The sequence below is a fragment of the Psychrobacter sp. ENNN9_III genome, from assembly GCF_001462175.1.
GTDB lineage: Bacteria > Pseudomonadota > Gammaproteobacteria > Pseudomonadales > Moraxellaceae > Psychrobacter.
This window is the reverse complement of record NZ_LNUO01000156.1, coordinates 1-22104: the sequence shown is the minus strand read 5'-3', so window position 1 is coordinate 22104 and position 22104 is coordinate 1. Positions and strand designations below refer to the sequence as shown.

The 22104-nt window shown below is 40.9% G+C and carries 16 protein-coding genes; 10 read left to right on the top strand and 6 right to left on the bottom strand.

The genetic code is table 11. From position 1 onward, the window contains the following. Positions 1-21: 21 nt before the first annotated feature. From PENNN9_RS09650 to PENNN9_RS09625, 6 genes are all read right to left on the bottom strand, one after another. The gene (locus PENNN9_RS09650) at positions 22-984 is read right to left on the bottom strand and encodes a MetQ/NlpA family ABC transporter substrate-binding protein (RefSeq protein ID WP_058369478.1); all 963 of its coding nucleotides are present in this window, start codon (positions 982-984) and stop codon (positions 22-24) included. A gap of 148 nt (positions 985-1132) precedes the next feature. Then, positions 1133-1819 (bottom strand): methionine ABC transporter permease, encoded by a 687-nt coding sequence (locus tag PENNN9_RS09645; protein WP_058369477.1) that lies wholly within the window; start codon positions 1817-1819, stop codon positions 1133-1135. Positions 1820-1838: 19 nt separating this feature from the next. Then, complete coding sequence (locus PENNN9_RS09640; protein ID WP_178379336.1) at positions 1839-2609, bottom strand: methionine ABC transporter ATP-binding protein; 771 nt, start codon at positions 2607-2609, stop codon at positions 1839-1841. Between the two features lie 302 nt (positions 2610-2911). Continuing rightward, positions 2912-5008, bottom strand: coding sequence for a sensor histidine kinase (locus tag PENNN9_RS09635; RefSeq protein ID WP_058369476.1), 2097 nt, complete (start codon positions 5006-5008; stop codon positions 2912-2914). Between the two features lie 132 nt (positions 5009-5140). Then, the gene (locus tag PENNN9_RS09630; protein ID WP_058369475.1) at positions 5141-5863 is read right to left on the bottom strand and encodes a response regulator transcription factor; all 723 of its coding nucleotides are present in this window, start codon (positions 5861-5863) and stop codon (positions 5141-5143) included. A 345-nt stretch (positions 5864-6208) separates the two neighbouring features. Then, on the bottom strand, positions 6209-7462 hold the full coding sequence (locus PENNN9_RS09625; RefSeq protein WP_156410093.1) for an HlyD family efflux transporter periplasmic adaptor subunit: 1254 nt from the start codon (positions 7460-7462) through the stop codon (positions 6209-6211). Positions 7463-7848: 386 nt separating this feature from the next. On the opposite strand from PENNN9_RS09625, the gene pilG reads away from it, so the two are divergent. The 10 genes from pilG to PENNN9_RS09580 all read left to right on the top strand — a co-directional run bounded on the left by pilG (position 7849) and on the right by PENNN9_RS09580 (position 22047). Beyond that, on the top strand, positions 7849-8229 hold the full coding sequence (pilG, locus tag PENNN9_RS09620; protein ID WP_058369474.1) for a twitching motility response regulator PilG: 381 nt from the start codon (positions 7849-7851) through the stop codon (positions 8227-8229). Positions 8230-8410: 181 nt separating this feature from the next. Beyond that, positions 8411-8773: a response regulator gene (locus PENNN9_RS09615; protein ID WP_058369473.1), complete on the top strand. Its 363-nt coding sequence runs from the start codon at positions 8411-8413 to the stop codon at positions 8771-8773. Positions 8774-8776: 3 nt separating this feature from the next. Then, the gene (locus PENNN9_RS13120; protein WP_227511786.1) at positions 8777-9049 is read left to right on the top strand and encodes a chemotaxis protein CheW; all 273 of its coding nucleotides are present in this window, start codon (positions 8777-8779) and stop codon (positions 9047-9049) included. Beyond that, positions 8991-9275, top strand: coding sequence for a hypothetical protein (locus tag PENNN9_RS13115; protein ID WP_227511785.1), 285 nt, complete (start codon positions 8991-8993; stop codon positions 9273-9275). The genes PENNN9_RS13120 and PENNN9_RS13115 overlap by 59 nt, the downstream gene beginning before the upstream one ends. 231 nt (positions 9276-9506) lie before the next feature. Next, entirely contained in the window at positions 9507-11609 is a 2103-nt protein-coding gene (locus PENNN9_RS12835) for a methyl-accepting chemotaxis protein (RefSeq protein WP_197409096.1), read from the top strand. A 10-nt stretch (positions 11610-11619) separates the two neighbouring features. Beyond that, complete coding sequence (locus PENNN9_RS09600) at positions 11620-12705, top strand: CheR family methyltransferase (protein ID WP_082638064.1); 1086 nt, start codon at positions 11620-11622, stop codon at positions 12703-12705. Between the two features lie 18 nt (positions 12706-12723). After that, positions 12724-19791, top strand: a complete 7068-nt coding sequence (locus PENNN9_RS09595) for an Hpt domain-containing protein (protein ID WP_058369472.1) — start codon at positions 12724-12726, stop codon at positions 19789-19791. Positions 19792-19798: 7 nt separating this feature from the next. Next, on the top strand, positions 19799-20800 hold the full coding sequence (locus PENNN9_RS09590) for a chemotaxis protein CheB (protein ID WP_058369479.1): 1002 nt from the start codon (positions 19799-19801) through the stop codon (positions 20798-20800). Next, the gene (locus PENNN9_RS09585; RefSeq protein WP_058369471.1) at positions 20797-21330 is read left to right on the top strand and encodes a hypothetical protein; all 534 of its coding nucleotides are present in this window, start codon (positions 20797-20799) and stop codon (positions 21328-21330) included. Before PENNN9_RS09590 ends, PENNN9_RS09585 begins: the two co-directional genes overlap by 4 nt. Before the next feature lie 189 nt (positions 21331-21519). Next, positions 21520-22047: a cytochrome b gene (locus PENNN9_RS09580; protein ID WP_058369470.1), complete on the top strand. Its 528-nt coding sequence runs from the start codon at positions 21520-21522 to the stop codon at positions 22045-22047. Positions 22048-22104: the final 57 nt, after the last annotated feature.

Genomic DNA, 22104 nt, shown 5'->3' with positions numbered 1-22104 from the left:
AAGACAGAGTTACATTTTAAATTATTGTGCTGCTTCTGCGTCTACAGAGGTAGTGGTTGTAGTCGTTTCGGAAGCTGGTGCAGTATTAGCATCCCAGATTTTTGGATATTTGTAGCCTGGGAAAGTATCATGAGCATACTTTTTGAATGCTTCTGAGTTATAAGCGTTGGTAACGTCTTCCACCCATTTTTTACCAGCATCAGCTGATTTAATCGCCGACCAGTTGACATAAGCAAAGCTTGGCTCTTGGAACAACGCTTCGGTCAGCTCAATACCAGCATCAGTTGCATAGTTACCATTGATCACAGCAAAGTCTACTTCGTCACGAGCGCGTGGCAACTGGGCAGCTTCTAACTCAACAATATCGATATCATACTTACTGTTATCAGCGATGTCAGTCTTTGAAGCTGTCAGTGGATCGATGTTGTCTTTTAGCGTGATCCAACCAAGGTCATCCATCATCACCAAAGCGCGAGCAAAGTTGCTTGGATCATTCGGTGCTGAGACGCTCATGCCTTTATAAGCCTCATCAAGAGTGTTCTTTTTGCCTGAATAAATACCGAGCGGTGCAGTTGGTACTTGAAAAACTTCGACCAGATCAAGATTGTTTTCTTTTTTGAAGGTATCAAGATAAGGCTTATGCTGGAAGATGTTGATGTCCAAATCGCCTTCAGCCAGTGCAAGGTTAGGGCGGACATAGTCAGTAAAAGCGATTAACTCAACTTCATAACCTTGCTCTTCTAGTGAGGCTTTGACTTGATTGCGTACCATATCAGCAAAGTCACCTTCGGTTGTACCAATGACAATTTTTGTGTGCTCAGGATCGATATCGCTGGCCGCGGTTTGGGCAGTTGTGCCTTCGGTCACAGCTTCTTTATTTGCTTCTGGCGCTGATGAGTTATTACAACCGACCAACACTAGGCTAGATACACCAACAGCGGCAAATGCAGTCGCCAACTGACGGCTAATATCTGTTAATTTCATAAGAGTTCCTCAAGTCAATAAAAAGATAGATAGTAAAACAACCATTAAAAAAGCAACATTATGAATAGTAATGCTGCTTTTACAAAAAATTGGATGACGGTCAAATTAAACCTAGTCAGATGCAATGTCAAGTATTCTATAAAGTGGCTTAACGCTTGTCCAAGCGAGTCGCAAGCCAATTACCAAAGGCTTGAATTGAGATGACCATAATTGATAGCATAAGGACGATAAAAATCATCACTTCAGTTTGATAGCGATAATAACCATAACGAATCGCTAAGTCGCCTAAACCACCGCCACCAATCATACCAGCAGCTGCTGAATAAGAGAGTAGACTAATACATAAAATGGTGACAGATAATACCAGTCCTGATCTTGCTTCATTGAGCAATACTTTGATAATCGTAAAAGGACGTGCACCCATAGATTCAGTCGCCTCGATAATCCCACGTGGTACTTCACGCAGATTTTGCTCGACCAAACGGGCAAAGTAGAACGAGCCAGCAATGGCTAGGACTAAAGAGGCCGCAATAGGACCAATCCCAGTACCGACAATCGCCTTGGTAAATGGACTCATGGCAATCATCAAAATGACAAAAGGGAAAGCACGCATAAAGTTGGTGATACCGCCTAATATTGCATACAGTCCTTTGTTTTGTAAAAACTGTCGATCACTAGATAAAAATAAAAATATTCCAAATAGCCCACCAATCGTAACAGCAGCAGCGGTCGAAATACCAAGCATGACAAAGGTGTCAAACGATGCTTGCCAAATCTCTTTACGCAGCGCATACAGCTTATCTACTGAGGCGGATAGTTCAGTACCAGTTAACATATCTATTTATTTTACCTCATTAATCTTCAACGACTAAGCCTTTGCCTATCGGAGTGGTTGCTTGAATCAGACCTTCTGTTACCGCTGCAACCTCAAGCAACTTCCCTTGGTGCAGTAATGCGGCCCGATCACAGAGTCTACGAATCACGCTCATTTCATGAGTGACAATCACGATAGTCACACCAAGCTGGTCATTAATGTCGCGCAAACAGGTCAGCAAACTGCGAGTCGTTGCAGGGTCAAGCGCACTGGTTGGCTCATCTGCCAATAAAACCTTCGGACTTGGGGCAATCGCGCGCGCGATACCGACACGCTGCTTTTGTCCGCCTGAGAGCTGCGCAGGATAGTGACCTGCACGATCAGTTAGATCCACAATCTCAAGACAATCCATGACACGTTTACGTACATTACGACTAGGATAGCCTGACACTGTCAAATTAAATGCCACATTATCAAAGACGGTGCGATTGGCCATTAGGTTAAATTGTTGAAAAATCATACCGATATTGTGACGCGCAATACGTAAATCACTGGCGGACAACGTCGTCAAGTCAGTACCATCAATGATGACTTGACCGCTATCAGGACGCTCAAGCATATTGATTAATCGTAGCAAGGTAGACTTACCAGCACCTGAATAGCCCATCAAACCAAAGATTTCACCTTGTCGAACAGACAGTGAAGTCGGTTCAACCGCAGTAAACCAATGCGGCTTACCATCTTTGTCTTTTATGGATCGGTCGCTTAAAAAGCTTTTGGTCACGTCATGTAGGACGATCATATCGCTCATGGAATGCTCGAAGTTTAGTAAATAAGGTAGCGGTGATAGTGTCGATATACTATTGCAAGATGACAGCGTCAAATCTATATCAATAGCTATATGATAAGGGGCAGTAATATAGCATATTTCTGGACGTTTTGGATATGAACATTCAAGAACCGCTTATAACGATATAGATATTAGTGTTAGCAGATGTCTGCACACAAAGGACATTAATAAAGTTTTAGTGCTTAGAAGAATATAAAGACAAACAAGTAACAGGCTATACCGCCATGCTGGGAAGCTTGAGCCAATAGCTAGATTGGTAGCGTCTAATCATGATTGTCATGGTTTTTGTGGAGATTATGTTTGACTGGAATGACCACCAAAAACCTAGTATGGCCATTAATAGTATCGGTAATAATTTGGCCTTGATGAGCCGTGACGATTTGTGATACCAGTGATAAACCCAGACCTGAACCTTTATTCTTTTGCTGTAAGCGTACAAACGGACTAAAGATCTCTTCGCGCTTGTCTTTTGGGATACCAGTACCTTCATCGATAACGGCGAGTACTGCATATTTTGGTAATGGCCGCTCATCCTCTGGTTTGACTTTTTTGAGATGTTTCTTAAATAAGCTTTCTTTACGGGGGGTACTGTGGTTATCAGTATTAGCGTCACTGTTATTACCAGTACTGGCTTTAGCTGAATTTTCTTTCGTACTAGCCACGCTTGTTTTTTCTGTTATCCGCTTATGAGATGCAGCTTTGGCACCAGTGTTACTGAGCCCATCAGATATTAAATGTTGTTCTTGTGACTCTGGGACGATATTCCAAATAACTCTTTTAATTCTATCAGTCAAATCAGAAGCAAGTTTACTATGACCATTGGGAAGCATCTTGCTATTGTTGCTGGGGGCTAAAATATCTGCTGTCTGTTTTTGACTATTGCCGTTATCAGATATATTTGTCAATTGACAAGCTTCATTGTGATTGATGCTGTTTTTATCACTTTTTTCATCATGACTAGCGAGCGTTTCACCATTTTTAAAGATAATAGGGGCTGGTATGACATCTGGCTGTTCTGACGCATCGGATGGTATCTCCTCGTCAGACTGGGTGAATATTGAGTTATCTTTTTGCTCGTCTATTGATTGTTCTGTTACATCGATATGTTTGTCATAATTTGAGTGGCCATAGTTTGAGTGACCATAGTCAGCAAAGCTACTGCATACTAGCGAATCTAATAAATATTCAGGTAAGGTGTCTGCCTCGTTGAAAGTTTGCGCGCCATATAGCAAGATAGTCACTGGGGGAACACCATGCAACATCGCATTATTTAGGAGGTTGCGAATAAGATGGGTCAGCATTGATGGTTGACCATCAATCACAATATGTTCGCCAATCAATGTAGCTTCTGGATAATGCTGACGCTCTTGATTTACTAAGTCATATAAGTCTACACGCTCAACCTGCTGCATCGCATGTCCGGCATCAAGTCGGCTTACTAACAAGATACTTTCGACCAAATCATTAAGCCCTGACAAATCACGATTGATCGCTTGGGCACGTTTATCAAACTTTGCTTTTGTATCACTTGGCATCGAACCTGCCAGCATATCCATCATCTCTATCTGTAGACGAATACGGGTAATGGGCGTGCGCAGCTCATGCGAAGCATGGGCCAACAATAAATTATTGGCATCAATCAGATGTTCAATCTTTTGCGCTGCTTGGTTAAACCCGTGGGCAAGCGAAGCAATCTCATCATTGCCGCGACTATTGACACGTACAGTGAAATCACCGTCACCAAGTTGACTCATTTGCTGACTCATGTGATTGATGCGCCATGTCATTGAACGCGCGATCCACCATAGTACGCCTGCCATAATCATAAGTAGGAGTAGCGTTCCGGTGAACAAGTTTAATGCTGCAGACAATGCTGGTTTTTTGGGCGATAGTCGTGACTCATACAGCAACGTATAGCCAGTACTACTATAGACCTGAGCCTGTTGAGTAGGAGGAGTTTCTGAAAAAGAGGGGAACATAACCGTCAATAGTGAAGGCGTTGCAGGCAAATCTAGGGGCAGATCGCTGTTGTCTGTTTGCATGAGCAGGCGACCTTGACTGTCGTACAGTCCCATTTTCGCTTGCAATGATTCATCAAAGATATCAAAGCTCTTTTTGACCACTGCCAACATAAAACGCGCTTGCAAACGATTATTCTTACTAACAGCTGTATTCAATTCGTGCAAAAAAGGATCAATTTGTCCAAGTATTTGGGTTGCCACCACTTCAGAGCGAATACCAGCATTCTTATCATGGACAAGCTGTGTCAATAACACCATAGCGACTGCAAACAAAACGAGTGCCAGCATGACACTAGCAAATAGTTTGGCAAACACGGAGCGAAAACCCAACTGCTGCATTACATGCTCTCTATTAACGAACGCTTATATCAATGACTAACAATAGCCATCGCGGTTGACGTGATGGCTATTTTTTATTTGGTCATTACTTTAATGGTTTACTCAAACCGATTTGACGCATCAGATAAATCATTAAACTTGATCAGTTGCAAATTGATAACCAACGCCGCGCACAGTAATAATGCGTTTTGGCTGACGCGGATTGTCCTCAATTAAGGCGCGTAAACGTGAGATATGTACATCAATTGCACGATCAATGTTATCAGAGCTATCATCGTTTGGCATTGCCTGCCATAACTGCTCACGATTCAGCACTTTACCAGAATGCGTCGCAAAGTAGTGTAATAGTTGGAACTGATGAGTGGTCAAACGTACTGGCTGCTCATCAATGGTCACTTCATGGCTATCAGGAAACACGCTCAAACGTCCAAAAGTTAAGCTATCAGACTGACTGTCAGCTTGATTAGGCTGTTCGTGGCGGCGAACGACAGCGCGGATACGAGCCAGTAATTCACGAGGTTCAAAAGGCTTAGCGATATAATCATCAGCACCCATCTCTAAACCTAACACCCGATCAGTTGTATCACCTTTTGCGGTCAGCATAATGATAGGTACTTTATTGGTCATATTGTTTTTGTTGCCGCGTATCTTCTGGCAAACCTGCATCCCATCCATATCAGGTAGCATCAAATCTAGTACGACCAAATCAATATCACGCTCTTTAGTGTCCAATATATCTAGACCTTCTTGACCTAGCCCTGCATGATGGACATCGTAATAGTTCATCGTTAGGTAATCGCTAATCAATTCAGCCAAATCTGGATCGTCTTCGATTAATAGGATATGTTTACTCATGAGCTGTCCTTTAGTGGTGGTCATTATTCAATAATTGTTGTTTTAGTAGTCATGGTTATTTTTCTAATTTTTCTTAGACACGTATTACCATAATGTATTCATATCATCAGAAAAATGAGCAATACAAATGTTACTGAGTCTATTTTGCCTAACTTAGGCCTTACCACACAAGACATGCTTTGTTAATATTTCTACACAATGTAACTCACTACATAATCGATATAACTTGTGAAGTAGCTTTTTTAGCGACATTTAATAAGAATGTAACGTACAAATCCAAACAGAATGACTGATATTTTGTTCTGTGACTTCTGGTGGAATACTTGAGTATTCAATCAAATATCACTATGAAACTATTACCTTTTTACCGACTGATTTTATAGGTAAGTCTGCCAAGCAGATGAGGCTATCATTACTGATACCAGCAACCAAGTATTGCTCAGTGCTAGGATCATACTTGATTACCTCTACTGGCAGGCGAGTTAAACGTTGATCTTGTTTGATTATCCAGACATTAGCAGTGATTGGTACAAGCGACTGATAGGGCGGCTTTTTTAGTACTGAGAGATCAGCATCGTGAATACCATATTCAGGCACGATGGTACCGACTTCTATCTGTCCATAATCAACACGCCCAGAAACGAGCATATCAGGTTTGAGCTTATCACGACTGGCTTCGTTTTTGACGACATGAACATAAACCCGTAGCTTGCCAGGCTGATTACTTGTGGCTAACTTTCCAATTTGTCCAACAAACTTCTCTGATGAATTCTTGGCTGTAAAATTTACAGTTTGTCCAACTGACAGTTGCGGTTTCATTTTTAGAGGCAGCGTTGCTACAAAACGCAAGTTTTTATCGTCGCTTACACGCAGTAGAGGAGTGTGAGCAGCAACTGGTTGAGCATTCTTTACATGTAATTTATCCACACGTCCAGAGAAGCTTGCTTGTACTACAATAGACTGTGCTGGTAGATTGGTTGGTATGGCTTGCTCTACAATGGCTGTGTCTTGATCGTCACTAATGTTTTGTCTATCCGTATTGCTATCTATAGTTTGGTCTGTTTCATCATTATTAGCCAAATCTTCTTCTGTTAACGCTACATTATTATCTGACTTCTCATTATTACCGCTTATCTCGTGCTCTTGCTCTGTATTAATGGGTGGTTCTGCCGTGCTAGTAGCAACCTTAGTTTCTTGTTCATTATTAGTAGTAGATGCAGAAGTCTTACCGACTGTATCGGCAGACAATTGACGCTTTACTATTAATAGTGGAGTGTCTTCTTCTACCCATTGCCCCTCTGAAACCAATATCTTTTGCACAATTATGTCATGTGCTGCGACAAAACGTGACTGCTTAGTAGGTTCGATCACCCCTTGTAGGCCAAGGCTTGGCTGATAGCGAGAGGGTTTAATACTCAAAATATAATCAGACGCCATAGTGACACTATCGTCATTGAAGATAATAGGAGAATCTGCCTGCGCCTTTTTTTCGCTAGGCTGTTGGTTGTCTATAGGTGCGGGAGGTTGGCAAGCAATTATAAGTAAGGTGCTTAATAAGAAGGCACAGTTCTTGCAGTTGTTAGGAAGTCTTATACGCATCGTCATTAATCACTATAGTGAACGTTATTTTATTATATAGAGAAAGATTAAAAGGTGCGATAACTACTATCTAAGTAGATAACAGTTATCAATGACATATATGAGGTAGAACCACAGAGTTATGCTGACAATCTAAGATAAAACAGACTGGTCATGTTAATCATCCGAATTATTGTATACGTGGTCTGAATAATTAGAAAGTTTGAGTAGACTATGTTAAAACGAGCGTAAAATACTTGATTTATACAATATAGTTACAAAGCAGACTCAAATACTAGTCAGAAAATTACTGAGATTACTTAACGCGATTCTTGTTTTGTAAGGGTTTGTCGAATAGTAAGTAGCAACCATGTCAAGAATAAATATCTATTCATAGGAAAGTAATAATGGAAAATAATTTTGAAGGGTTAAAGGTCATGGTTATTGATGATTCAAAAACCATTCGTCGTACCGCTGAGACTTTACTACAAAAAGCTGGCTGTGAAGTCGTTACTGCAATTGATGGTTTTGATGCACTTGCAAAGATCGTTGATAATAATCCTGACATCATTTTTGTCGATATTATGATGCCACGCCTTGACGGTTATCAAACCTGCGCCCTGATCAAAAACAACCCTGACTATGCAAGTACCCCTGTCATTATGCTGTCTTCTAAAGATGGACTGTTTGATAAGGCACGAGGGCGCATCGTTGGTTCTGATGAGTATCTCACCAAGCCATTTAGTAAAGATGAGCTGTTTGAAACGATCAATCAGTATCGCTCTTAAGTCATATGTATTGACTCATTTTAAAAGATACCGAACCCAAATATATAACAACCATCAATAGACAACAATCAGTGATCACTTGTTCAAATATTTTGAAAAGTGCAATACATCACTTAACCCATTATTTAGTTGCTCTAATAACTTATCCGTACGGATAAAATCGACAATAAAAGGAATAACCATGACAACTGTGTTGGTCATAGACGATTCGCCATCCGAAATGGCAAAATTTCGCGACATTCTAACGAAAAACAATTTTCAGATATTAGAAGCGAATAATGGCGAAAAAGGCTGCTTGATGGCTGCTGAATACTTGCCAGATGTGGTGTTAATGGACGTGGTAATGCCTGAAATGAATGGTTTTCAAGCAACTCGTAAAATCACACGTGGTAAGACAACGGCTCATATTCCTGTCGTAATTGTCAGCACCAAAAATCAGGAGACTGATCGAGTATGGGGCAAACGTCAAGGAGCTAGAGAATATCTGGTCAAACCAGTAGACGAAAACGAGCTTGTACGTATTATCCGTACAGTAACGGAGTAAGTTGTGGCTTCCAAAGGTTTTATCGAGCTTCTACGCTTAGCTGATCTTGCCCGAGCACGTAGTAGTGGTCGTCAAGGTGGGCAAGTGTATGATTGGCGTGGCATAGTCTTTGAAATCGGTGGTCAGCGACTGATTGCCCCAATGGGGGAGGTGTCTGAGGTACTAGCCATGCCTGAATATACCAGTATGCCATTAGTAAAGTCTTGGATGCTTGGTATTGCTAACGTCCGAGGTCGTCTGCTACCAATCACTGACTTGGCAAAGAAGTCATCGTAAGGTCATAGTCATCGATCATAGTTCGGTTTTTTCGGGTTTATTGGTTGATAGAGTCGTTGGTATCGAACAGTTTACTCGTGATCAGTATCGTGCTGAGGCCATTGATAGCGACTCACCATTTGCAGCTTACAACCATGGCAAATTCTCTAAAGATGGTCAAGATTGGTATGTTTTTATGCCAAGTATGCTAGCACGAGATCTAGACTATATTGATGCTGCGATATAAATCAATATTTGTAGGTAACTGTAACCACTCAATATCTGCTCCTAGGTTTATAGAACTTAGGAGAGAGAAAAAAGTTATAAAGACTGACATTAAAGATGGTATGTCAGCATTAAAAAAGTTTTTATTAATAGAAATTTTGCCAATGATAGATAGAAGCCTTCATTGGACGATGATCATTAACAACGTCAGTCATGATATGACTTAAACGACTGTTTGAAAGGAACGAGCGCAATGAGTGATGTTATAGAAAACCCTGCAACTGGTATCAATCAAAAGACATCAGGCCCTAATAACAATATATGGAAGATACTATTAGGGGTTTTCACTTTAGTAAGTGTGGCTTGTTTGATTTTGCTTATCAATACGCTATCAACGGTAAGCAACTACTTAAGTAACGTCAATCAGTTAGAGGTCAGTGCAGCTAACATTGTAAAAAACGTTAATGATGCCACTTTTTCGCGTGATGCTGATGTAAGCGCTAATGCTTATGATGCCTTACAAAACGATGTGCAACGTTATCAAGTAGCATTGATCTCAGCTCAACAAAACGCTACCGACAATAAGGCTGTTTTTGGTGAGCTTAAAAATGAATGGCAAGCCAATAAAGAAAAGATTGACTATGTACTAAGTCATCGTAACGATGTCAATGCGCTACAAGACATAAAAGATAATGTCGCTACGGCTACTAAACAGATGCAAAGTGATTATAGTCAAGTTATAGAGCAGGCAGTCGCAGCCAATATACCTGTTGCAGCTATTAGTGATATGCAGACTCAGACATTACGCGCTGAGCGTTTGCATACTGAAATGGATAAACTGACTCGTAGTATCGACGGTACACCAGCAGAATTTGCAAAACAAGCAGAGCTATTTGCTCAAACGCTAGAAGTACAGCAGCAGAATTATGGGACTTCATTACCAGCGTTACAGGATATATCCGAAACCTTCAATACAGCAGTTGCCCCTGTTGTACAGGAGCTTGCTTCATTAAATAGTCCCGCTATTGAGTCGCGTGAGAATGCACGTGCTTTAGGCGAGCTTGCTACTAATACTCAAGCACGATTGGCCAGTATTGACCGTGATATTTTGACACGTACTGGTGTGATGTGGCCTGCCATTATATTTTTACTAGGTTTGCTTGGCGTCATATACGCGCTTTCTCAACTATTAAAACAGCAAGGGGGCACTGAGCGAGTATTAATCGAAAAAGAAACCCTTCGTCGTCGCCAAGAAGCAGAAACCGAATCTGAGCGCGCACGTCAAATTCAAGAAGAAAATGAACGTAACCAGATGGCTATTCTACGTTTGCTTGATGAGCTAGGTGACTTAGCAGAAGGTGATTTGACTGTGAATGCCACAGTATCTGAAGACTTTACTGGTGCAATTGCTGACTCAGTAAACTTTGCCATTGACCAATTGCGTCAGCTGGTCTTGGTTATTAACAGCACTGCTGACAAAGTCTCTCAATCTTCTGAGCAGACCCAAATGAATGCTGTCGAACTTGCTGAAGCTTCTGAACATCAGGCGCAAGAGATTGCTAGTGTATCCGCTGCGATTAATGAGATGGCAATATCGATTGATCAAGTATCAACAAATGCGACCGAATCAGCGTCAGTTGCACAGCGCTCAGTTGCCATTGCCCATAATGGGGGCGATGTGGTACAGCGCTCTATCGAAGGCATGAACGTTATTCGAGATCAGATTCAAGAAACCTCAAAACGTATCAAACGTCTGGGTGAGTCATCGCAAGAGATTGGTGATATTGTAAGTCTTATCAATGATATTGCTGATCAGACCAACGTTTTGGCATTGAACGCCGCTATTCAGGCGTCAATGGCGGGTGATGCTGGCCGTGGTTTTGCGGTGGTTGCCGATGAAGTTCAGCGCTTAGCTGAGCGTTCTGCAAATGCAACTAAGCAGATTGAAACCTTGGTTAAGACCATTCAGGCAGATACTAGCGAAGCAGTTATGTCGATGGAAACAACGACTTCAGAAGTTGTACGCGGAGCACGTTTGGCAAAAGACGCTGGAGAAGCGCTAGAAGAAGTGCAAAGTGTTTCTAATACTTTGGCCGATTTGATTCAAAACATCTCAAACGCGGCGCAGCAACAGGCAGAATCCGCTGGTCATATTTCTAATGCGATGAATATTATTCAAGATATTACATCACAAACCTCATCAGGGACGATGGCAACGGCACGTTCAGTTGGTGAGCTGAGCGAAATGGCGGCGGCACTTCAAGAGTCAGTAACAGGCTTTAAGCTATCTGATGACAACGAGCAGTTGCACGATTATGAAGAAGACTTTCAAAATCATACTTCTGCCATGGCGTAGATAAAGATAAATGGCATTTAATACCTCTAACGTAGATACTGATCTACATAAAGCCAATGGCTTAAGATCCAGTAATTTTGAGCTCAGTCATTTGAAGCGCAACCACTCAAAAAAAAGCGAGTCGCCTCTTTTTCGCTTAAAAGATAGACCAATCGCAGTTGTTCAGTGGCAACGCTATATAGAACAAGAAATTGGTTTTGTCTTGCCAAAAGAGCAATCTCAATGGTTATTAAATGCGATTGAAACCACAGCTACTGAAAATAATTTGTCTGTAGCAGAGCTTTGGGATGCTGTACAAACAAATAGCAAATTGAACCAACAGTTACTTGATACTGTACTTATTCCTGAAAGTCGTTTTTTTCGTCATGAACCCTCAATAGAGTTTATAACATCGCTGGCAAAACAGTATTGTGCTCAGCTGACACAAAACACGATTGAAGACTATTCTAGTGATAGTGTTAAGAGTGGTGTCGATAGTAGTAGGGGAGTGTTTCGTATATGGAGTGTTGGCTGTGCTACAGGTCAAGAAGTATGGTCATTAGCTATGAGTCTAGCGGCTAAAAACATCTCAAACTATATGTTGTTAGGCTCAGATGTCAGCCGAAAAGCACTCACTAAAGCACGTAAAGGACAATACGATCAGCGTCAACGAAAGCTCATTCCGTCAACGTATCAGCATTTTACGCAATCATTAGCCGTCACTGATCAAAACGATATACAAGCGACACCTCAGTACCAAGCTTCCACCACAAGTCAAGCATTGCCTAAATTACATCTTGATAAACTGCTACCTAATGAGAGTTCAGCGTATTGGCGAGTAGTACCAGAGTTGCATGAACAAGTTAGCTTTATCTGGCACAATATTTTTACTCAAGGTTTAGCGACCTTGCATCTGCAGCAAGTGATTGTATGTCAAAACGTATTAATATATTTTCGACAGTTTGATCAACGCGATATTTTGACACGACTGTCTGCACAGTGTGCGCTAGGCGGTTATATCATATTGGCTCCAGGAGAGGCGCTGTTTTGGCGACCTTCAAATATGCGCCGCATTGCCCATCCACAGGTTAATGCATGGCAAAAAATTAGTGCATAAACGAGTTAGGATAATCCTATGAAAAACCAGCCAAATGAAATGGTGACGCTAGAATGGCTTCTCCCACTTTTTGATCAACAGTTGTCACTAGTGGCTGAAGACTGGCAGTTAGATACTTATCCTGATTTTAAGCGTATAGGAAGACATTACCACGAGATTAGTGGTGCCTTGATAATGGCTAATTTGCCTCAATTGGCTACTTTGGCTGCAAGACTTAGCTTGTTAGCCTATGGTACAAGCAGTGGAACGCTATTGAATGCTCAATACTTCCGAGTAGGGCAATTTGCTCATCAATTGTTGCAATATGAGCTGACTCAATATGTTCAGACAGGGAGTTATCGAAGTGCTCTTATTGATAGAACGATTAATAAACTTACGCATTTGTTACCAAAACAAAATATAGCAGCAGATAATAGTCTACCGCTAAACAGCATCTCAGCTGACGATAATCATCACTTTCTTACCCAAACGATAGAGGTAGCCGTACCTAACGTTACAACGTCAAGTAGCTCTTTTTTATCTTCCTTATTACCTGAACAATATAAACAGTTATTACTGGTATGGCGTCAACAAGTCCAGCAATTACTGGCCATTAATACCAATGATGCAACTGTCTTACTCAGTTTAAAAAAAGTTAGTCATTACTTATGGCAAGCTGTCAGCTTACAGCATACAAATAATGCTGATGCTCAACAACGTTTATGGTTTTTGACAGAGCTTTGGTTAAGTAACCTAGCGGACAATTCATTACCCTTGCCAGCTATTTATGCGCAGCTGTTGTCACAGTTAGACGAGGTCTTAGATAACCGATATCAGCAGGCTGTTGATGTAAGTAAGCAGTCAGATGTTACGTCAATCAGTAATACAGACTCTACTCTGACAACGTCTAAAACAAATGAAAATATAGAAATAGCTCATGAAGATATCGAAGGTTTAATAGCTGATATCTATATACAAATCAGCGGTCTTGAAGATATTAATGAGCAAACTCATGGTTTATTAAGTCATTTATCAAAATCTAGCGAATCTACATTACGTTTTTTACCACGCATATTGGTTGAGCTTGAGTCTATAATTTTGGGTCTCAATAACCCACATACAGTTATAGCTCCTTTGCAGCAACTTCAAAGACAACTTGAGTGTCGTGGTTGGTCTCGCTACGAGGCGCAAGTTAGACAAGCTTTGAGCGACATCAAAAATAATATGATGTCAGAGTCATCATTTGCAGAAGTAAGTGAGCAGATTGAATATCAGCTCCAAGAGTTACACAGTGCTATTTATAACACTGAACAATCTATTCATACCAAAATTGGCGATAAAGCGTCTTTTGTGACATTAGCTACTTCTGATAATACCGCTATCGAAGCGAACGCTGTAAAGTCTACCGCCTTCACTAATGACAATTTACGCCAGCTACGTATTGCAGTCGAAGACCTAAAGTATAACTTTAACGACTATGTATATCAGCAGCAAACCTATCTATTACCAACAGCCACCGCTTTTGCCAAGATTAGTGATGCTTTTAAAGAGATGGGTTTGACGTCGGTACAGACAGTTAGTGATAAGCTTGCAGAGGTATTTGCTAAATTAGAAACCCACAAAATAAAAAATATCAGCTGGAATCTGACACAATCTTTAGCGGAGAGCTTGACAGCGATTGAGCTATTACTAGATTATCTTGCCCAGCAAGTATTTGATCGTCCTTTATTGCAGCAAGCTAATGAGCATATAGAACAGGCACAAAGATTGGTAGATGCCTTAATAGCAGCGCCTGATACGGTAGTACCTGCTTTTACACCTAATGAGCCAATTTTATCCAATGTTGTCCGCTATGATGATAGTGGTGAGATTGAGCCTACTGATGAGGTGCTGAATAAAGACGTATCAGACGATGAGGCTGATGTCCAAGTAAGTGCTACAAAAGAGATGAATGCTATCAGTCGCGACAGTAAAGAGCTGCAAGCTGCACGTACGCAAGTAAAACCTGACAACTTTGATATGGATGAAGAGATTCGCGATATCTTCATTGAGGAAGCAGGAGACGTACTTACTGACTTAAAAGAGCTTTTACCTATCTGGCAACAAGATACCCAAGATTTGTCGCCATTGACCGAAGTGCGCCGCGGCTTTCATACGTTGAAAGGCTCAGGACGTATGGTAGGAGCTTTTACTGTTAGTGAGATGGCATGGGCGATTGAGAATTTGCTAAATCGAGTTTTAGATAAGACTATAGCAGTCACCGAAGACGTGGTTACGTTAGTGACTCAAACAACTGCGCATCTATCAGTGCTGGTCGCAGATTTTGCAGCATTACAAGAGCCTAGTACCGATCCTGTTATTACTATCGTGCAAAGTAGCAACCTACTAGCAGGAAAGTCATTATCTGCTGGTTTGGATATATCTGTAGAGTCAGGTTTATTAGCATCTGATCATCAAAAAAAGATTCAGTCAGCGTCAACCGACGAGCAAAACATGATAAACCCGTATAATACTGCATCGAACGAATTTATTTCTGAGCCTCAAGAAACTATATCAGATAGCGTTGTGCTATCAAACAATGCTCAAGCAAACGATGCTCAAACAAACAAACAAAGCATTCCTACCGTTCTTGAACCTTTTATACAACAAGCACAACAATTACCTATTGATGCTCAAGATAGTGATCCAGAAATTAAAGAGATTTTTATTGAAGAAGCAGAAGAGGTATTGGATGAAATTACACCAAAATACGAACAGTGGCGTCTAGTACCTTCTGACTTAACAGGTTTAAAAGAAGTACGTCGAGGTTTCCATACCTTGAAAGGCTCAGGACGTATGGTTGGCGCATACTATACCGGTGAGCTTGCTTGGTCTATCGAAGATATGCTTAATCGTATTTTGGACCATACTATTGCCGTGTCTACAGATATTATACAACTGGTGACTGATGTTTTAGCCACTTATCCAGACTTGATCAAAACGTTTGCTAACAATAATGAGCATCACAATGAGGACTACCCAGCGATAGTAATTCTGTGGGTAGCTTGTGCCAATGCATATAGTAAAAAGCATGGTGATAAATTTAGTTATGTAAACTTGCGCAAAGAGTGGTTCGTAGATAGCCAAAACGATACTAGCATAAATGACGATAAACTCGCTGATAGTAGTGATAAAAAGTATGGAGATGATGGTAACGACGACATACTAGAGACCATTCATTCTATAAATGAGATGATGGCAGAGGCACCAGTAGTAATAACCCCGCAAAGTGCTGAGGAACAAACTTTTTATAAAATATTCGTTGAAGAGGCTCGGTCATTATTACAGGACATCAATGATTTTGTCACAGCTCACGATGGTGAGGAACATATTGAAGTCACAGATGAAATCGTACGCGCCTTCCATACTTTGCGAGCGGCTTCTGGCTCTAGTGCACTTACTGCGATTAGTGAAATTAGTGCAAACATAGAGCATAGCTTAGAGCAGCTACAAAACTATGATACGCCAATGAGTGCCCATCACTTGCAAGCGTTAGCTCAATCAGTAAAATTAATTGAAGGATATCTGGACGCTTACCAGCAAAGTTTGGAGCAAGATCTTACTGATGAGCATCTGCAAAATAAAGAAGACCTAGTGTCTTTGCAAAAAATATTAGATGAATCTAATGCCACGCATACATTAATAGATAATAAATTAAGCGTGGCCAAGCTATTAGAGACAGACGTTGATACCTTACTAAATGCTGAGTGGGAGCTAGGTGAAGCATTAAATAATGGCAGTATTGAGCAAGTCCAAAGCTATGTTCAAAAGCAAATTGAACAAATCCGTCAGTTGACAAGTCAGACGAAAGAATCGCCAAAATTTACCTCGTTATTAGCAGCTTTAAACTCAGTGTATAGCTATCTTAATAATAATATTGAAGCAGCTTATAACGCTAAAATACAGACAATATTATTTGCAGGTCATCGCCAGTTAATAGGCTTGTTCGACGCTTTAGCAGGTAGTATGTCCCTAAAAGTTGATCAGCAAGTACTCCAGGACTTACATGCGATTGGTACAGTAGATGATGAAGTTAGCTCAAACGTTTCAAATGATCGTTTGATAGGTCATCAAGAAACACAAGAAACAGAGATTGATGAGTCAACGACGGTAAAAAGCATACAGGCCGATACCTTACAACTTGAAGCAATCGATACCGATATTGAGTTGTTGGAGATATTTTTAGAAGAAGCACAAGAGCTTGATAGTGCCATCGCTCAGTCCTTTAGCAAATGGCGCGCTGATAGTGGCAACATGGCGGCGTTAAAAGTATTACAGCGTCATCTGCACACCATCAAGGGTGGTGCACGCATGGCAGGTATCCGTAGTATTGGTGACCTGACGCACGAGGCGGAAAGTATTTATGAAGCGTTTATTGAACAACGTTTGCACCCAACTGCACAATGGCTAACCATCATGCAAATGGTACAAGATACTCTGTCTTTACAGATTGATTATGTTGTGCGCTATCAAGAGGCATTCTTTGCTAATGATCTTATTGAACAGTTACAAGGGTTTGAACGTAGCGATCAACTACCAAAAGCCATTACTTTGGTTTTACCAGCGCTCCAAAACCATAATAATAATGACTTAAATGAAACGGAAGACATTCCTCAAGAGAGCGAGCAAGCTTCTGATACTGTCAGTTTGGATAGCATCATTGCTGAGTCTTGGACAGATGGTCTGCCAGATCCTGATATTTTAGAAGTCTTTTTAGAAGAGGCAGATGAGATAGTTGTTAGTAGTAACAAGTATTTGCAGCTGTTTTTAGGCAACGTCAGTGACGTGGCAGCATTGCAAGCTTTGCAACGAGATTTACATACCATTAAAGGTGGCGCACGCATGGTGGCGGCAAATGGTATCGCTGATCTTGCGCATGAGATGGAAACAGTATACGAAGAGTTGGCTATCTTAAGAAAGCCTGCGACCAAAATGATTTCACAACTATTGACCGACTGTCATGATTGGTTGGCTGACGCAGTGTTTATCTTAAAGCAACAGGTCAATCCGCCAACACCTAACGAATTAATCTTGGCACTAAAGCAGTTCAGCAAAAATCCTGATGACTTAAAACATATTCCTAATGAGACCCTACAATCTCAGCGTAGTATGATTTTAGCAGCCAAAATGCTACAACAGTCAGGTCGTGTAGTCGAAAACTTAAAAGAGATGCCATCTATGGCGGGTAGCTTTGCAGAACAAGAGCAAAGCACGGGTAGCAACGAGATGATTCGTATCTCAGGTGGTTTGATTGAACATATGATTAACCTATCGGGTGAGTCAGCAATCAACCGTGCACGTATTGATATGGGTATAAGTAGCTTAACCAATAGTATTGAGGAGATGGGCACTACCGTCCAACGCTTGGCAGATCAGTTACGTCGGATGGAGATTGAGCTTGAAGCGCAAATCTTGTCGCAGATTGACGATGATGAACTGGTGAACAATGAAGACTTTGACCCATTAGAGATGGATCAGTACTCTTCATTAAACCAGCTATCTAAGTCGCTCACAGAATCAGCTTCTGATTTGATTGAAATTAACAGTACTATGCTAGAGAAGACACGTGATAGTGAGGGTTTACTGTTGCAACTATCGCGTACCCAAACTGAATTGCAAGATGGGTTAATGAATTCTCGCATGGTGCCATTTACACGTGTAACACCGCGCCTTGAACGTATTGTGCGTCAAACTGCTAATGAGCTTAACAAGTCGGTAGAGTTGACAGTCATCAATGCTGATGACGAAATGGACAGAACCATTCTAGAGCGCATCACCTCTCCACTAGAGCATATGTTGCGTAATGCAGTCGATCATGGTATTGAAAATGTTCAAACTCGTCTAACAGCTGGTAAAAGCCGTAGCGGTCATATCACTTTAGAAGTCCTACGTGAAGGTAGTGAGGTTGTCATTAATCTGAGTGATGACGGTCGCGGTATCAATGTTGAGGCAGTTCGAAACAAAGCAATTGCTCAAGGTCTAATTGATGCAAATGATAACAGTCTGACTGATCTAGATATTATTCAGTATATCTTTAATGCTGGTCTGACGACTAGCCAGCAAGTCACCCAAATCTCGGGGCGCGGTGTAGGGATGGATGTGGTCATCAGTGAGATTCGTCAGTTAGGCGGTATGGTAACCGTCACATCTGAAGAAGGTAGAGGGTCACGATTCATCATACGTTTGCCACTGACAGTAGCTGTATCTGATGCTTTGGTAGTACGTGCAGCAGATCGTTACTATGCCATACCTCTGGTACAGATTGAGCGAGTAATACGAGTGAATCCAGAAAATCTATACGATTATTATGCGTCTGGTGATACTACTTTACACATCGAAGATGAGGATTACCGAGTCCGTTATCTAAATGAAATCTTATCTGGTAGTAAGCTTAATGAGTTGATGGTCAGTACCAATACCAGCTTACCGCTTATCGTGATTAAAAACCGTACTGGTCAAAAAATGGCGCTGCAAGTTGATCAAATTGCAGGCTCTCGTATCGAAGTTGTGTTAAAGCCACTTGGCCGTCAGTTGTCGCATCTGGCAGGTATTTCGGCTGCAACTATTATGGGTGATGGGTCAGTTATGTTGATCTTAGACCTTATTGCGCTAATGCGTAATGCATCGACGCAAAATACGATTCAAGCGCCGAAGCTTGAACGCAGCGGTGTGGACACACCAGTTACGGTACTTGTGGTTGATGACTCTGTGACGGTTCGAAAAGTCACGTCACGTTTACTTGAGCGTCAAGGCATCAATGTGGCTCTTGCAAAAGATGGCGTTGATGCGATTGAAATCTTACAAGAGACCATACCGGATTTAATCTTATTAGATATCGAAATGCCACGTATGGACGGTTTTGAAGTAGCGACACAGGTAAGGTTCGATAAACGTTTGCGCGATATTCCAATCATTATGATAACTTCGCGTACTGGTGAAAAGCATCGCGAACGCGCTTTAGATATTGGGGTAAACGATTATATGGGTAAACCATTCCAAGAGACTGAACTACTAAATAGAATGCAAATATTACTTGGTCAAAAGATAAGCTTAAGTCATGATGGATAAAACCTATATGTCTAATATTATTGATAAAGATAATAAAGACATCAAAGTAATAGTGGTTGCAGAGCATCAACATCAGCGCTTGGCTTTTACTGATACCGTACGTAGTTTAGGCTTTACCTTAATCGATTGCTTATCACGGCAACAGTTGCAAGATAAGAGTAAATTACATAGCGTTCAAATCGATATTTGGTTGATTGATGGCGATTATGATAATGACATAGCCAGTTTTATTACGGCATCTCAATCTATTACAGTTCTTGTAGGGTTTAGCCCAGCACCATACCTAAATGAGATGCAGCATTATGCAAAATGGCAGCGCAAATTGAAACGTAAATTGGCTAAGTTATTGAACAAACCAGCATTGTTAGATAGTCCATTGATTGATAATAATCCTGCGCCTTGGCGTTATGTGGTGTTTTTAGGAGCGTCTATGGGTGGCCCCCATGCAGTCAAGACATTCTTGGATAACTTATCGCCCACGCTACCTATTTGCATTTTACTTGCGCACCATTTTAATCAAAATATGATAGAGACACTGCCTCGAATATTAAATCGTCACAACAACTGGCGCTGTCAAGTGATTACGACGACTCAGCGCCTGCGTACAGGACATTGTCTGATTGCACCCATCGATCGACAGATTGTATGTGACTCAGATGGTCGAGTCATATTAACGGAGCAAACATGGTCAGGAGAATATAAGCCTGGTATTGGTCAATTGCTTCAAAATACCAGTGACGTTTATGGTAGTGATCTTGTGAGCATTATATTTTCTGGTATGGGCAAGGATGGTTCCCAATATTTAGATTTAATTCAAGGTAACAATAGCCAGCTATGGGCACAAAATCCAAGTACAAGCGTTTGTCCTAGTCAACCACAAGCCATTATTGATTCTGGTCACTGTCAATTTATTGGTAGTCCTGAACTACTTGCCCAAAAACTTACCAATTATATTAGCGAGATGACAGCGAGTATTATTTCACCTTCATTTACAGTGAGCGATGTATGAGCCAGATTATAAAACATTCATTTGAAGCTGTCAGTCTATTGACGACTGATAATGGTATGCTTGAAGTTACTATCATTCCTGCTGCAAACCAGCCGGACTGGATCATTCCAAGCAGTTTAATTTTAAGTGTTGATGACTCCAATGAGCGCGTATGGACATACCAATGGGAACAAAAAGAAGTCGCAGTATTTCATTTGCTACCACACGAACAGCCTATTAATAAAACCATTGTGTTAGAAGGCAATACCAATGCTCATCGATTTGCACTACAAACAGCAGGAAACTTACATCACATGAAAGTCAGTATTTCAGAAGTCAAAGATGCTGAGTTACCTGAACATTATCTACAAGTCTCTATAGACAATAATAACGCTACCAGTAATGAGCAAGAGGAGAGGGCAGTAAGTAGCCAATTTAAAGAAAATATTATTACCTCTTATATGTTTCTGACAGTTACTATCAATGACACGACTTATTTGATACCAGATTTGGATAAAATCGCTCACCAACTGATCGATTTAAATGATTAACAAGTCTCTACTAGATTGGATGCGTTCAACTACATAAGATCGATAGATAAGACGTAACTTTTTTGAAAGCGTTAAACTGATTTGCACAAATGGTTGTGAAAAATATGTTTTAAAGGTATGGTTTGAGCTATTTAATAAAGTGATCTTAATAGGTCAGTAGTGTCAGAATCTAACGGCATGGAATGTTTTATGAATAGTAATAATTCAAACGTACAAAAGTGGTCAGCGAGTAGCCGCCTGTTCCATTGGGTTAGCGCAATTTTACTGGTAGTAACATGGGTCATGATGTTTCTACACAACAATTCCGATAGTAATATATATATTGGACTACATAAAGCTTTTGGAATTAGCTTATTGTTTTGGATGATTGCACGAGTGATCAACCGACTGTTTAACAAAGCACCACCACCAGTACCAATGCCAAAATGGCAATTATTGATGTCGCAATTGTCACACTTTGCGCTCTACGCACTGTTAATTGTGATGCCACTTGCAGGACTATTGATGACTGTCTACGGTGGTCGACCTGTTGATATTTTTGGCTTGTTCCAAATTCCGGTATTTGTCAGTCCAGACAGAGGGTTGGCGCGTTTTTATAATGATTTACATACTGATATTATATGGCCAATGATTATTGCGTTTACGTTAATTCATATTGGCGCTGCTTTGTATCATCATTTCATTAAAAAAGACAGACTTATTGCGCGTATGAAATAACGGTATATTAAGCTGTAACAAGTATTTAGACAAAAAGCCCTTAGCAAGATACTAAGG

Excerpts from the sequence above, each read along its gene's own strand:
- pilG (WP_058369474.1), top strand. The coding sequence starts at position 7,849 with ATGGAAAATAATTTTGAAGGGTTAAAGGTCATGGTTATTGATGATTCA.
- PENNN9_RS12835 (WP_197409096.1), top strand. The coding sequence starts at position 9,507 with ATGAGTGATGTTATAGAAAACCCTGCAACTGGTATCAATCAAAAGACA.
- PENNN9_RS09630 (WP_058369475.1), bottom strand. The coding sequence starts at position 5,863 with ATGAGTAAACATATCCTATTAATCGAAGACGATCCAGATTTGGCTGAA.
- PENNN9_RS09650 (WP_058369478.1), bottom strand. The coding sequence starts at position 984 with ATGAAATTAACAGATATTAGCCGTCAGTTGGCGACTGCATTTGCCGCT.
- PENNN9_RS09640 (WP_178379336.1), bottom strand. The coding sequence starts at position 2,609 with ATGAGCGATATGATCGTCCTACATGACGTGACCAAAAGCTTTTTAAGC.
- PENNN9_RS09645 (WP_058369477.1), bottom strand. The coding sequence starts at position 1,819 with ATGTTAACTGGTACTGAACTATCCGCCTCAGTAGATAAGCTGTATGCG.
- PENNN9_RS09580 (WP_058369470.1), top strand. The coding sequence starts at position 21,520 with ATGAATAGTAATAATTCAAACGTACAAAAGTGGTCAGCGAGTAGCCGC.
- PENNN9_RS09595 (WP_058369472.1), top strand. The coding sequence starts at position 12,724 with ATGAAAAACCAGCCAAATGAAATGGTGACGCTAGAATGGCTTCTCCCA.
- PENNN9_RS09585 (WP_058369471.1), top strand. The coding sequence starts at position 20,797 with ATGAGCCAGATTATAAAACATTCATTTGAAGCTGTCAGTCTATTGACG.
- PENNN9_RS09615 (WP_058369473.1), top strand. The coding sequence starts at position 8,411 with ATGACAACTGTGTTGGTCATAGACGATTCGCCATCCGAAATGGCAAAA.
- PENNN9_RS09590 (WP_058369479.1), top strand. The coding sequence starts at position 19,799 with ATGTCTAATATTATTGATAAAGATAATAAAGACATCAAAGTAATAGTG.
- PENNN9_RS09635 (WP_058369476.1), bottom strand. The coding sequence starts at position 5,008 with ATGCAGCAGTTGGGTTTTCGCTCCGTGTTTGCCAAACTATTTGCTAGT.
- PENNN9_RS09625 (WP_156410093.1), bottom strand. The coding sequence starts at position 7,462 with ATGCGTATAAGACTTCCTAACAACTGCAAGAACTGTGCCTTCTTATTA.
- PENNN9_RS09600 (WP_082638064.1), top strand. The coding sequence starts at position 11,620 with ATGGCATTTAATACCTCTAACGTAGATACTGATCTACATAAAGCCAAT.